Source organism: Cobetia sp. 1CM21F (assembly GCF_023161745.1).
In the GTDB taxonomy this organism is placed as follows: domain Bacteria; phylum Pseudomonadota; class Gammaproteobacteria; order Pseudomonadales; family Halomonadaceae; genus Cobetia; species Cobetia amphilecti.
Map to the genome: position 1 here is coordinate 204445 of NZ_JALNTQ010000002.1, position 12222 is coordinate 216666.

General features: G+C 61.7%; 13 protein-coding genes. 1 reads left to right on the forward strand and 12 read right to left on the reverse strand.

Annotation, left to right across the window (positions count from 1 at the left end; genetic code table 11):
- Positions 1 to 358 precede the first annotated feature (358 nt).
- From MSG32_RS06495 to MSG32_RS06520, 6 genes are all read right to left on the reverse strand, one after another.
- Positions 359 to 796 (reverse strand): RcnB family protein, encoded by a 438-nt coding sequence (locus MSG32_RS06495; protein ID WP_248378803.1) that lies wholly within the window; start codon positions 794 to 796, stop codon positions 359 to 361.
- Positions 797 to 1031: 235 nt separating this feature from the next.
- On the reverse strand, positions 1032 to 1427 hold the full coding sequence (locus MSG32_RS06500; RefSeq protein ID WP_348983963.1) for a VOC family protein: 396 nt from the start codon (positions 1425 to 1427) through the stop codon (positions 1032 to 1034).
- A 157-nt stretch (positions 1428 to 1584) separates the two neighbouring features.
- Positions 1585 to 2598: a zinc-binding alcohol dehydrogenase family protein gene (locus MSG32_RS06505; protein WP_248378807.1), complete on the reverse strand. Its 1014-nt coding sequence runs from the start codon at positions 2596 to 2598 to the stop codon at positions 1585 to 1587.
- Positions 2599 to 2934: 336 nt separating this feature from the next.
- The gene (locus tag MSG32_RS06510; protein ID WP_248378809.1) at positions 2935 to 4101 is read right to left on the reverse strand and encodes a major royal jelly family protein; all 1167 of its coding nucleotides are present in this window, start codon (positions 4099 to 4101) and stop codon (positions 2935 to 2937) included.
- A 166-nt stretch (positions 4102 to 4267) separates the two neighbouring features.
- On the reverse strand, positions 4268 to 4996 hold the full coding sequence (locus MSG32_RS06515) for a glycine betaine ABC transporter substrate-binding protein (protein ID WP_054555973.1): 729 nt from the start codon (positions 4994 to 4996) through the stop codon (positions 4268 to 4270).
- Between the two features lie 99 nt (positions 4997 to 5095).
- Complete coding sequence (locus MSG32_RS06520; RefSeq protein WP_248378811.1) at positions 5096 to 5386, reverse strand: putative quinol monooxygenase; 291 nt, start codon at positions 5384 to 5386, stop codon at positions 5096 to 5098.
- 122 nt (positions 5387 to 5508) lie between these two features.
- Between MSG32_RS06520 and MSG32_RS06525 the strand changes: the two genes are divergently transcribed.
- Positions 5509 to 6399 carry a LysR family transcriptional regulator gene (locus tag MSG32_RS06525; RefSeq protein ID WP_248378813.1) on the forward strand — a complete coding sequence of 297 codons (891 nt, stop codon included), beginning with the start codon at positions 5509 to 5511 and terminating at the stop codon, positions 6397 to 6399.
- A 189-nt stretch (positions 6400 to 6588) separates the two neighbouring features.
- On the opposite strand, the gene phnE (MSG32_RS06530) is transcribed toward MSG32_RS06525, so the two are convergent.
- The 6 genes from phnE (MSG32_RS06530) to MSG32_RS06555 all read right to left on the reverse strand — a co-directional run bounded on the left by phnE (MSG32_RS06530) (position 6589) and on the right by MSG32_RS06555 (position 12205).
- On the reverse strand, positions 6589 to 7404 hold the full coding sequence (gene phnE / locus MSG32_RS06530) for a phosphonate ABC transporter, permease protein PhnE (protein ID WP_248378815.1): 816 nt from the start codon (positions 7402 to 7404) through the stop codon (positions 6589 to 6591).
- A gap of 5 nt (positions 7405 to 7409) precedes the next feature.
- Positions 7410 to 8171: a phosphonate ABC transporter, permease protein PhnE gene (gene phnE, locus MSG32_RS06535; RefSeq protein ID WP_225996452.1), complete on the reverse strand. Its 762-nt coding sequence runs from the start codon at positions 8169 to 8171 to the stop codon at positions 7410 to 7412.
- A gap of 56 nt (positions 8172 to 8227) precedes the next feature.
- Positions 8228 to 9064, reverse strand: a complete 837-nt coding sequence (phnC, locus tag MSG32_RS06540) for a phosphonate ABC transporter ATP-binding protein (protein WP_153635600.1) — start codon at positions 9062 to 9064, stop codon at positions 8228 to 8230.
- 22 nt (positions 9065 to 9086) lie between these two features.
- Positions 9087 to 10034 carry a phosphate/phosphite/phosphonate ABC transporter substrate-binding protein gene (phnD, locus tag MSG32_RS06545; RefSeq protein WP_153635599.1) on the reverse strand — a complete coding sequence of 316 codons (948 nt, stop codon included), beginning with the start codon at positions 10032 to 10034 and terminating at the stop codon, positions 9087 to 9089.
- A 251-nt stretch (positions 10035 to 10285) separates the two neighbouring features.
- Entirely contained in the window at positions 10286 to 11233 is a 948-nt protein-coding gene (gene phnD / locus MSG32_RS06550; protein ID WP_248378825.1) for a phosphate/phosphite/phosphonate ABC transporter substrate-binding protein, read from the reverse strand.
- Between the two features lie 627 nt (positions 11234 to 11860).
- Positions 11861 to 12205 carry a hypothetical protein gene (locus MSG32_RS06555; protein WP_248378827.1) on the reverse strand — a complete coding sequence of 115 codons (345 nt, stop codon included), beginning with the start codon at positions 12203 to 12205 and terminating at the stop codon, positions 11861 to 11863.
- Positions 12206 to 12222 lie beyond the last annotated feature (17 nt).

Consider the following 12222-nt stretch of genomic DNA (forward strand, 5'->3'; position numbering starts at 1 on the left):
ATGCCGAGGCTGTGAATCAGGGTCATGAAACGGGGTCATGAGACAGAGTTAGGAAACAGTGTTAACAAACGGTATGAGAGAACACTATCGTCTCGTGTTCGCCACGGCAAGCCAGCGCGCCAACCTCCACTTTTGCGCACAATTCGCAACGACTTGTCGCCAGTTGACGCATCCTTGTTGCGCAATGACGACATCGAGAAGCAGATATTCGTAATGGCTGATATGGCACGCCATGGCGCGTGGCAAGCATTGGTGCCTGCGCATTCCATGGTCGCAAGGGGGTGGGTGCCCCATCAGAGCGTCGCCAGATGAGGACAGCTTGCATCGGTGATAGGTAATGTCATCGCTATCCGCGGCATCACTGCTCGAGCACGATCTCATCGATGACTTGGCTTTCGGTATTCATCAGCACGAAGGCATTCTTGAGCTGCAGCCAGCGCTGGTTGGCGCCGGGTTCCGAGAGCTTGTGCTGCTGCCAGTTCTCGACCCGAAGGCCATCATCCCGGGCGACAGTGTCCGGCACCTTGCCGCCCCGCTTCCAGACATGTGCCGGCGAAGCCTCTGCCACTGCTTTCTTCTCAGCCAGCTTTTCCTGGTGCTGAATCTTCTTCAATTCCCGCATCTGTTGCGCCTGAACGCGCTGCGCCTTTACCTGACCTTCCAGATCATGATGCTTCTGGCGCAGACGCTCCTCGTCCTTGTCATCATTGCCATCACCCGCCGAGTCAGCCTGCACGAGGCCAGCACCCAGCAACGACAACACCAGGGTCAGTACCGCAAATGACCGCTTCGCCATGTTGGCCTCCTCGGCAGATTGCGTATGCGTGCGCTGTGCTGAGTCCAGCTCAGGCCATCTTGCTGACGGCTGGACACCCTGCGTTCCAGATCGCCATTCCCTACCATCAGCTTATCGCGTCAGCGGCGCAATTTGCGGTTGGATAACGCACGATCTACACGCTTTCCTCAAGTCTGGCAGCCCCTTGGCGCCAGATATGACCTCCTAGCGCCAGATATGACCTCCAAGAGCCAGATCAGGCCACGGCGCGGCAGGGTGCGGTGGCAAAATCGAGATGCAGATGATTGCCGTCCGGATCTCGCATGTGCAGTTGCACAAGCCCGCCACCCACGAGCGAGATCCGCTGATAGTGCGTACGGGACGCCGCCAGACGCGCCTCGAATGCCTCGATATCCGTGGCGGCAAGCGAGAAATGCTCAAGCCGGAGACTGGCATCACTGCTGATCGCTGGCAGGCAACCGATGTCGATGAGATGGATGACCGCCACCTCCCCGGCGTAGAGCCAGGCACCGGCGAAGGGGAAATCGGGGCGCGGCCCGCTGTACAGCCCCAGTACATCGCCATACCACTGGAGCATGGCACTCAGCTGTCCGGTTCGCAGGTTCACATGATCAAGGCGCTGTATGCCCATGACAGGGTTCCATCATTGTATCAGCCACTCGGCACTCACCAGCAGACAAGGTGGCTTGTGAGTGCCGGGTGGCAATGAGAGTGTCTTTCACGAAAAGGAGTGCGACCGGTTGCCCGGCCGCACTCCTTTCACATTACCGCCTCGACAGTGGCTTCGATCAGAAGCCTTCGAGGACGATCTTGCCCTTGGCCTTGCCGCTTTCCAGCAAGGCATGGGCGCGCTTGAGGTTCTCGGCGTTGATGGTGCCGAAGGTTTCCGTCGCGGTGGAGGTGATTCTGCCAGTGTCCAGCAGACCCGCCACCTTGGTGAGGATCTCGCCCTGACGCGTGATATCGGCGGTAGTGAACAGTGAACGAGTGAACATCAGCTCCCAATGGATGGAAACGGCCTTGGGCTTGAACGGCACCACATCGAGGGTCTCCGGGTCATCGATCATGCCGAAACGGCCCTGCGGCGCGATCAATTCGGCGACCTGCGGCGCGTAGTGCTCGGAGAAGTTGGTCGAGAACACGAAGGCCGGTGCACCGATGCCCAGCGCCTCGATCTGGGCCGGCAGCGGCTGGCTGTGGTCGATGACGTGATGCGCGCCCAGTGACTTCACCCACTCGCGGGTCTGGGGACGTGACGCCGTGGCGATGATGGTCAGGTCGGTCAGCTCACGCAGCAGCTGGATGGTGATGGAGCCCACGCCACCGGCCCCGCCGATGATAAGGATGGCACGTTGAGCACCCGGCACCGGCTCGGTGACACGCAGACGATCGAACAGCATCTCGAAGCCGGTCAGCGTGGTCAGCGGCAGCGCAGCCGCCTCATGGGCCGCCACGGATTTGGGCGCATGGCCGACGATGCGCTCATCCACCAGGTGGAATTCGCTGTTGGTGCCGGCGCGGGTGAGATCACCGGCATACCAGACCTTGTCGCCCGGGGCGAAGGCCGTGACCTGGTCACCGATGGCGACGACTTCGCCCACGGCGTCCCACCCGATGACGGCAGCTTCGCCGGCGGCCGGCTCGCGGCTCTCACGAATCTTGTAATCCACCGGATTCACCGACACCGCGGCAACCTTGACCAGCAGGTCGTGACCGGTGGCGACCGGTGTCTCGAGTTCGATATCGACCAGGGCGTCGTCACGATCACCGGAACCGGCAGCGTAGTAACCAATGGCTTTCATCAGAGTCTCTCCTAAAGATCATGTCAGTCACGGCAGCACTGAATGGCCTTGCCGTGATGCGATGACAGCATGTTAACTCTCTGGCCTTGGCGTAAAAACAGCCCTCACCCGCAAGGTTAATCCGGATAAAGCGGATAATGTATGGCGAGTTTGCGTGTTGCGTGCAGGGAGACGCCGACGGGTCATCGGCTTGCGATGCGAGATGCGCCGGCCAGACATAAAAACGACAACGCAGGACGGTCGTGAGACACGTCCTGCGCAGATCACAGGCTAGCGAGAAAGCCATGGCGCCAAGGCAATGAGTTGCCTGAGGACCAAGCCCCAAGGGAGCAAGGGTCAGTTGGCGGGTGTCAGCTTGAGCAGGTAGTAATGCTTGTCACTGCCATCCACACCCTGATTGAGTGCCGGGTGGGCGTTCAGCTGGTTGGTGGTGAGGTAGAGGCTGCCATCCGGCGCGAAGGCGAAGCCATCCGGCCAGCGCAGACGCTCGTCATCCTGGGCGATCACCGACATGCCCTCCGGCGATGAGAAGGTCAGTGCGTTGTGCTCCGCGTCACCGGAGATGATGCCGCCGCGCTTGGCATCGAAGATGAAGCCATCATTGGGGCGCTTGGGGGCGTAAGGCGTGATGGCGCGAGCCAGTTCCGCCGCCGTGGCAGTGTCATCGGCCAGCTCAGCCGCCGGCAGGCGATAGATCTCACTGCCGTTCACGCCACCGAAATAGACGACGTCATCCGCCGGATCGAAGGCGATGGCATTCAAGCCCAGGTACCAGGGCTTCGGCTCACCATTCTTGTCGCCCTTGGCCGCCATCAGATGGCCATTGATGACCATGTCGTGTTCCACCGGCATCAGCCTTTCATCGCTCTGCAGCACGCGACGCGTCTTGCCGCTGGCGATATCCACCACCACGAAGGCCGGTTTCATGCTGGAGGCCGGCGCGGTAAAGGTCATGTCAGCGATATAGATCTTGCCGCGCTGCTCATCGATGACGAAATCCTGCAGGAAGGAGATCGGCAGCACGCTGTCACCGGCAAGCGAAATCACCTTCTTGAGCGAATCACTGCGGGTATCCCAGCCCACCAGCTTGGGCGCACTGTCCTGGCTGCCCATGTCGAGCATCCACACCACGCCCTGACTGTCGGAGTGCACGCCGATGATCGAGGCGATGCCGACCTCGCCCTTTTCCGGGCCATCGGCCCAGTCCAGGTTCGGGAACGGCACACGCTTGCCGTCCTGGGTGATCTCGACCACGCGCAGTGCCGGTGCATCGAGAGGCTGCTGGGACATGATCAAGCGGCCATCCGGCGTGAAGGTGATGTTGCCAGGACGGGTGTCCGAATATTCGGCGACGGTGGTCAGCGTACCGTCGCGCAGGGAGGCGGCTTGCGCATTCTGGGGGTTCACGGCCGTGCTGTCAGCGGCCGCCTGAGTGGCGCCGGCGACAGTGGCAACGCCCAGCGAGGCGATGAGAATGGCAGTCTTGAGGCGAGAAAACGGCATGGGGGCTCCTTGCCCGCCGGTTGGCGCTGTGCGCAAGCCCGGCAGGGTCGATGATGATGAGATGAAGAGACTGGGCGGTGACGTGGCCATCGCCCGGGGTTAGTCGAGACTCAGGCGAGAAGATTCAGGTGCGATAAATCAGATGCGATAAATCAGGTGCGACGCATCAGGCGCGGCGACGCAGGTCGTCTTCCAGTTCGCTCAAGCGAGGATTGCCGATGTAGAGCTGAGAGAGGTCCTTGAGGGCCGCGGCGCCGATGCGCAGGCGAGCCTCCTTGCGCACCACCAGCGTGGCGTCATCCTGAGTACCCAGCAGCCCCTTGGGCTCCTTGAGGGCGCGAATCCGGTAGCGGTGATGCAGGAACTGCGGATGCCACAGCGGCACCACGACCCAACGCCCCTGCGCCACCGCCGCTTCGTAACGATCGAAGCAGTCCGCTTCGCTGCCGGTGCGGAAGACATACCCGGCGGCGTCCAGACCATATTGCTTGATCATCTCGGCCGAGAAGCGACTGATGCCGGCCCCCGGATTGATGCCCTGGATGATCAGCTCCATCTTGCTGAGCGCCGGTTCCCGCAGCAGGTCCGTGACGCTTGCCACCGCGCTTTGTGGCACGTAATCCGGCACTCCCCAGATGCAATACGGCTCATAGATGACGGCGATCTTGTCGACGTCCTCCAGCATGGGGGCCAGGTAGGTCTCATGACTCGACGGCAACCAGGCGGAGGCCAGAATGTCGACCTCCCCTCGCCCCAGCATCGCGAAGGCCTCTTCGTGGGGAGCAGAGGCGAAGGTCACCTCATGGCCGTGGCTCTCCAGAACACGCGCCACTTCCCGAGCACTGGCCTCATGAAAGGACAACGCGATATGGCCGATACGGATGGGGTCTGTCATGACTGCCTCAATTGGATTGTTGAAGGGGAAAGAAAGCGAGCAGGCCTGCATGGCCGCGGTGGTAAGCCAGGGCCCATATCCAGGGCCCAGGCCCGCCTCTCAGTCGAAGGCGGTCATTTCATGCAGGGTGAATTCGCTGACCGCGCCTTCGGTCGCTGCCACATACTCTTCCAGGTGCGGGGCCTGCATGTGCTGCTGCCAGAGTTCCCGCGAGGCCCAATTCTCATGAAAGGTGAAGTGCGCCGGGTTATCGTTGTTCTGGTGCAGGGTATAGCCAAGGCAGCCTTCCTCGGCACGGGTGATCGGCACCAGTGCCAGAAGCGCTGCCTTGACCTGCTCGACCTGGTCCGGCTTGGCATGGATATTGGCGATGATGGTCAGCTGGGTCATGAAAGACACTCCGTGGCGTGATCGGGAAGCTTGAGTTGCGCAAGCGATGTGGTCATCCTAGCCACAAGCCTCATCCGTATAAACATCCAACTTACGCAAAGATAATTCGGAAAAACCGTACAATGCTGCTGGATAATATCGCCCTGTTCCTGACCATCATCGAGAAAGGCAGCCTGACCGCCGCAGGACGCGAGACGGGGCTGTCGCCCACCACCGTGTCCGAGCGCCTCGCCGCGCTGGAAGCCCATTACGGGGTGGTGCTGCTCAACCGCACCACGCGCGCCATCAGCCTGACCGAAGAAGGCCGGACACTGATGGAAGAAGCTCGCGGCCTGCTCGACAGCGTCTCGGAACTGGAGACCCGCATCCGCCTGGGCGCCCAGACCCTCACCGGCCGCATTCGCGTCAGTGCGCCCAGCGACCTGGGCCGCAATGCCCTGTCACGCGCCATCACCGAATTCCAGCATCTGCACCCCACCATCGAGATAGAACTGCTGCTGTCGGACAGCTACGTGGATATCGTCGGCCAGGGGATCGATCTTGCCCTGCGCTTCGGCACCATCATGGACAGCACGCTGCGCGTGCGGCATCTGGGCCAGAAACGCCGCCTGATATGCGCCTCCCCCGCCTATCTGGCGCAGCATCCAGCACCGCTGACGCCGGTGGACCTCAAGCACCACAACTGCCTGGTGATGCGCTTCGGCAAGAGCCTCGACAACGAATGGCGCTTCGGCAGTCACAAGGTGCCGCAGATCGTCACCGTGAGTGGCAACCGGATCGCCAATGACGGCGAACTGGTGCGCCAGTGGTGCCTGGAAGGGTTGGGCATCGCCCTGAAATCGGAAGTCGATGTGAAGGAGGATCTGCGTGCGGGTCGCCTGATCGAACTGCTGCCGGAACATGCCGCGCCGCCCTCGCCGCTGCAGCTGCTGTTTCCGCCGGCGCGCGCCCAGCCGCGTCGCGTGCAGGCGTTTGCCCAGCACCTGGTCGAGACCTTCAGCGAACCGGCCTGATCAGGGCACAGGCGCACAGCCGCCTCGTCATTTGCTGGCTCGTCGTCTGTCGATCTGGCGAGACATTTGCCGCAACCAGAACGCCAACACCTCTGTGCGCATTGCGCGCGACAGAGGTGTTGGCGTCTTGCTTTGCGCGTGTTGCGGACATGCCTCAGGGTCTGGGCCTGGATCTGGGGATGGGCCTGGTTACAACACGACCTGGCGCACCCTGGCCGAGACCCACTCGGAGGCGATCACGGTAAACAGGATCACCACGAAGATCATGCTGACCTGGTTCCACGCCAGCACATTGAGCGAGGACTGCAGATTGAGCCCCAGTCCACCGGCCCCGACCAGTCCCAGAATCGTCGACTCGCGGATATTGATGTCCCAGCGGAACACGCTGATGCCCCAGAAGGCCGGCAGAATCTGCGGCACCACGGCGTAGTTCATCACCTGCAGCCCCGAGGCACCGGTGGCACGCACGGCATCGACCTGACGCTCATCGATCTCCTCGATGGCTTCGTAGAGCAGCTTGGCGACGAAGCCGATGGAGCGCAGCCCGATGGCGATCACCCCCGCCAGCAGCCCCGGGCCGATGATGGCGACCAGCAGCAGCGCCCAGATCAACGAGTTGATCGAACGCGAGGCCACGATGATCAAAAGCGCCAGCGGACGGATGAAGCGCACGCTCGGCGTGGTGTTGCTGGCGGCGAGGAAGGCGACCGGCACGGCCATGATCACGCCGAGCACGGTACCCAGCGTCGCCATGTTGAGGGTGTCCCACAGCGGCTGCCACAGGCGCCCCAGGTAGCTCCACTCAGGCGGGAACATGCGCCCGCCGATATCGGCCGCCTGGGCGGGCGCATCCTCCACGAAGGCCCAGATGGTGTCTTCATTCATCACCTGCCAGCAGTAGACGCTGAACGCCACCAGCCAGAACAGGCCAACCCACTTCACCAGGCGCTGACGCGACGAAGAACGCTGCCAGACAGGGGCGTGAGACGAGGAACTGTCTGTCATGACTGTCATTGCACCCACCGACGGATATAGGAAGAGGAATATTCCACCACCAGCACGATGGCGATGATCATGATCAGGATGGCGCCGGCGGAATCGTATTCGTAACGATCGATCGCCGTATTGAGTGTCGCGCCGATCCCGCCCGCGCCGACGATGCCGATCACCGAGGACTCACGGAAATTGATGTCGAGACGGTAGAGCGACAAGCCGATCAGGCGCGGCATGACCTGAGGCTGCACGGCATAGTTGACCACCTGCCACCATCCGGCACCGGTGGCACGAATCGCCTCGATCTGGACGGCCTCACAGGCTTCAATCTCCTCGGCCAGCAGCTTGGCGACGAAGCCGATGCTGGCGAACGTCAGCGTCAGAAAGCCCGCGAAGGGCCCGAAGCCGAACATGGCCACCAGCAGGATGGCGATGATGATTTCCTGGAAGGAGCGCGACAGCGTGATGATGGAGCGGCACAGGAAATAGATCGGCGCCGGGGCCAGATTGCGTGCTGCGCCGATCCCGATGGGGATCGAGATCAGAATGCCCGCCAGCGTCGAGGTCCAGGTCATGGTCAGGCTCTCGATCAGCCCTTGCTGGATATCACGCCAGCGCGACGTGAAATCCGGGACCAGGAAGCCCTGCAGGAAGCGCCAGCCGCGGATCATGCCTTCCTGGACCCGTGCCCAGTCGACCTCGATGGTCGAGGTTGCCACCACCAGATAGGCGATGGCACACAGCATGAACAGCCAGGCATGCCAGCGACGCTTGAACATCACCGGCGGGCGCTGCCAGCGGGTCGGCATGGTGGAGGAAGAGGAAGCTGGCGTTGTCATGTCGCCGCCACCATCTGCTCGCGCGGTGCCTGCGGGCGCACCGCCGGTTCATCTGCCGCCTCCTCGGCGCCCTCTTCCGGATTGAGCTGCGTCCAGTCCTCGGCACCATAGATGGTGGTCAGCACCTCGTCGGTCAGTGCGTCCGGCGGGCCATCGAAGACCACTTCCCCGGCACGCAGCCCGATCAGGCGGTCCGTGAAGTTGCGGGCCAGCATCACATCGTGGATGTTGATGATCGCCGGCAGGCCACGCTCGCGGCACATGCCCTGGATCAGACGCATGATCTGGCGCGAGGTCTTGGGGTCCAGTGAGGCGGTCGGCTCATCGACCAGCAACAGCTCCGGATTCTGCTCCAGTGCCCGCGCGATGCCGACTCGCTGACGCTGCCCGCCCGACAGCTCATCGGCACGCTTGTCGTGACGCCCCGCAAGCCCCACCCGCTCCAGCAATGCAAACGCCTGCTGCACGTCTGCCGCCGGATAACGACGCAACAGCGAGCGCCAGTACGAGACATAGCCCAGTCGGCCTGACAGCACGTTTTCCATCACCGTCAGACGCTCGACCAGCGCATATTCCTGGAAGATCATCCCGATACGCCGACGGACGCGGCGCAGGTCGCTCCCCTTGAGGCCCGTCAGGGACTCGCCGGCCAGACTGATCTCGCCGGAGGTCGGCTCGACCAGCCGGTTGATGCAGCGGATCAAGGTCGACTTGCCCGCCCCTGACGGGCCGATCAACCCGACCACCTGCCCTGCCGGTACCTCAAGACTGACGGCATTGAGCGCCAGATCGCCTGTCTTGTAGGTCTTGGTGACTTTCTCTAGTTTCAGCACGTTTGACTCCCGCCCCTGCCGATCAACGGCAGTGGTATTGAACGTTGTTCGCCGCGTCGATCTTGCGGATGACTTCCCACTCCTTCTTGAAGGAAATCGGGATGAACCGGGTTTCCCCCACCGGCGTGAATTCTTCTGCCAGTGACGAGCCTTCCCACGGGAAGGTTCTGAAGGCGTCCTTGATCTTCTCCTGCAGCTCCGGCGTCAGGTTGTGCGCCATGCCGTAGCTGGTGGTCGGGAAGGTCTGGGAGGTATACAGCGTCTTGAGCTGCTCGGGCTTGATCACACCGCGCTGCTCCATGCGACGGGCGACCTTGTTGGCGATCGCGGCGGCCGGGTAATCCTTGTTCGCCACACCGAGTACCGAGTTGTCATGCTTGCCGGAAAACACGGGGGTGAAGTCGGTCCCGGCGGTCATGCCGTAGTCGGATTTCAGAATCGCCGACGGTGCCTTGTAGCCGGAGTTGGAGGTCTCGGAGGTGAAGGCCATCTCGCGGCCCTTGATGTCCTCGACCTTGTCGATCCCGGAGCCCGGATAGGTGATGATTTCCATCTCGTAACCGAAGGAGCCATCGTCCGCGGCCATCATGGTGAAGGGACGAAAACCGGCACAGGCCACCGCCAGCGGGGTGGAACCGGTATTGAAGCCGGCAATCTGCAGACGGCCGGCACGCATGGCCTCGATCTGGGCGGCGTTGGACTGCACCGGGAAGAATTGCACCTTCTTGCCGGTCTTCTCGGCCAGATACTCCAGAAAATCAGACCAGGCATCGGCGTAGACTGCCGGGTCTTCCACTGGGGTGTAGGCAAATACCAGGGTGGCGGGGTCCTTCAGTTCGGCGGGGTCCGTGGGGATATCCGCCACCATGTCGCCATCGGCATCGCTGTAGCGTTCGCCCAGACTGAACTGCGCTTGCGCCAGCGTCGGCACCAACAGCAATGAACCCAACCACCATCCAAGACGCTTCATTCCCTTCTCCCGTGTGTTCTCTGGTCTGCCCCCCGCCTCGCGCGCGGGACAGATATCATCAGCTGGCGACGCCACCCGACAATATTCACTTATCCATATAAGCCAATATTTTAGACTGGCGGCACTGGCGTTCAGGGGCCTGGCCCTTCACGACCTAGGCCCTTCACGACCTCCCGGCCAGCCACATATGGCATCAATTCGGGAGGTCGCGTTACGCCCGTCATGTCACTGCCTGATCCCTCTTGCGGGGTTCAACGGCAGTTGTATTGAACGTTGTTGGCGTCGTCGATCTTGCGGATGACTTCCCACTCCTTCTGGAAGGAGATCGGCACGAATTGCGCTTCACCGGACTCGGAGAACTCCGCTGCCAGTGAGGAGCCTTCCCAGGGGAAGCTCATGAAGGCGTCCTTGATCCTGGCCTGCAGCTCCGGCGTCAGGTTGTAGGCGACGCCGTAGCTGGTGGTCGGGAAGGTCTGCGAGGTATAGAGCGTCTTGATCTGGTCCGCCTCGATCACGCCGCGGTCTTCCATGCGCCCCATCACCGAATTGGCGACGGCAGCGGCGACGTAATCGTGGTTGGCGACGCCGAGGATGGAATTGTCATGCTTGCCGGAGAACTCCGGCGTGAAATCGGTACCGGCGACCATGTCGTAATCGGCCTTGAGGATGGCAGACGGTGCCTTGAAGCCGGAGTTGGAGGTCTCGGAGGTGAAGGCCATTTCCTTGCCCTTGATGTCCTCGACCTTGTCGATGCCGGAACCCGGGTAGGTGATGATTTCCATCTCGTAGCCGTAGCTGCCATCCGCCGCCGCCATCATGGTGAACGGGCGATAGCCGGCACAGGCCACGGCCAGCGGGTTGGAACCGGTATTGAAGCCGGCAATATGCAGACGACCCGCACGCATGGCTTCGATCTGGGCAGCGTTGGACTGCACCGGGAAGAACTGCACCTTCTTGCCGGTCTTCTCGGCCAGGTAATCCAGGAAGTCAGACCAGGCATCGGCATAGACCGCCGGGTCTTCCACCGGCGTATAGGCAAATACCAGCGTGCTCGGGTCCTTGAGCTGTGAGGCATCCGTCGGAATATCCGCCACCAGATCCCCATCGGCGTCGTTGTAACGGCTATCCAGACTGAACGCCGCCTGCGCCATCGAAGGAACCAGCATCATCGCGCCTACCACCAAGCCAAGCGTCTTCATATTCCCTGCCCCTTGAGTTTTTTTCGTTCGAACCGAGATCCAGCTGCGGATGTAAAGTAGGCGCTTCGTATGAAGATTGGATGACGCTTGCATTGCGAACGTGATGCGCTCGCATGACAGTCCAAAGACAACGCCCTGGAGCGAGCGTGACAAGGCGACTTTCACGATTATCTGAAAATATGAATTTCCATATGTATTTTCCGATAACGGCTCGCGCCGAGGCCGACAGGCCCCGTGATGCCCCGCTATCGTGGCCTTCTCCCCCGCTGATTGACGTTCATTTGAAGATGGCGAGCTGAGCACTTCGCTACGCGATGAAGCTGTCTTGCCTGACAGACACCCAGCACGTCTTGAAGGTCGCGCTTTCGAGAACGCTGATATCCACTCGCTCTTTACACCCTGCCATCGTGAGCCAGAGGGCATGGCGCTGATCCGAGAGCTTGAAGCAAAGGGCTTGGAGACGAGGGCCTGACGCAAAGGGCTTGGCCACAGCGTCTGGAGACAGGATCTGAACAAAAGAGGCCCAAACGCAAAAGCCCCCGGCAGCCAGCGGCTGCGGGGGGCTTTCATCATTCGAGTTTTCATCACCCGGGGCACTCAGCTGCCATCAGGCAGCGATGTCATGCCTCAGTGGCGCTCGTTCTTGAGCACGTCGGCGTAGTTCTTCTTCTGGTAACGAGACTGGGTATCGCTCGCCTTGTTGCTGGCACTGGACTTGGCTGACTTGGCCGCCTGGCTGGCGTGTGATGTCCTGGCCGACGCCTTGCTGCTTGCCGTGGCCTTGTGGGATTGGGCGGCAGACTTGGCGCTGTTCTTGGACTGGCTGTACTGGGACTTGGCGCTGTTCTTGGACTGGGAGTACTGAGTCTTGGCGCTGTCCTTGTGAGCCTCAAGCGTCGGATTGCCGGCCAGTGCCACGGAGGAACCGGCCATGCTGGCCACCATCAGTGCTGCGATCGTCAACTTGCGCATCGTGTCTACCTCGTCAT

Coding starts and splice junctions, on each gene's coding strand:
- MSG32_RS06515 (WP_054555973.1), bottom strand. CDS start 4,996: ATGACAGACCCCATCCGTATCGGCCATATCGCGTTGTCCTTTCATGAG.
- MSG32_RS06520 (WP_248378811.1), bottom strand. CDS start 5,386: ATGACCCAGCTGACCATCATCGCCAATATCCATGCCAAGCCGGACCAG.
- MSG32_RS06555 (WP_248378827.1), bottom strand. CDS start 12,205: ATGCGCAAGTTGACGATCGCAGCACTGATGGTGGCCAGCATGGCCGGT.
- MSG32_RS06495 (WP_248378803.1), bottom strand. CDS start 796: ATGGCGAAGCGGTCATTTGCGGTACTGACCCTGGTGTTGTCGTTGCTG.
- MSG32_RS06500 (WP_348983963.1), bottom strand. CDS start 1,427: ATGGGCATACAGCGCCTTGATCATGTGAACCTGCGAACCGGACAGCTG.
- phnE (WP_248378815.1), bottom strand. CDS start 7,404: ATGACAGACAGTTCCTCGTCTCACGCCCCTGTCTGGCAGCGTTCTTCG.
- MSG32_RS06525 (WP_248378813.1), top strand. CDS start 5,509: ATGCTGCTGGATAATATCGCCCTGTTCCTGACCATCATCGAGAAAGGC.
- phnD (WP_153635599.1), bottom strand. CDS start 10,034: ATGAAGCGTCTTGGATGGTGGTTGGGTTCATTGCTGTTGGTGCCGACG.
- MSG32_RS06505 (WP_248378807.1), bottom strand. CDS start 2,598: ATGAAAGCCATTGGTTACTACGCTGCCGGTTCCGGTGATCGTGACGAC.
- phnD (WP_248378825.1), bottom strand. CDS start 11,233: ATGAAGACGCTTGGCTTGGTGGTAGGCGCGATGATGCTGGTTCCTTCG.
- MSG32_RS06510 (WP_248378809.1), bottom strand. CDS start 4,101: ATGCCGTTTTCTCGCCTCAAGACTGCCATTCTCATCGCCTCGCTGGGC.
- phnE (WP_225996452.1), bottom strand. CDS start 8,171: ATGTTCAAGCGTCGCTGGCATGCCTGGCTGTTCATGCTGTGTGCCATC.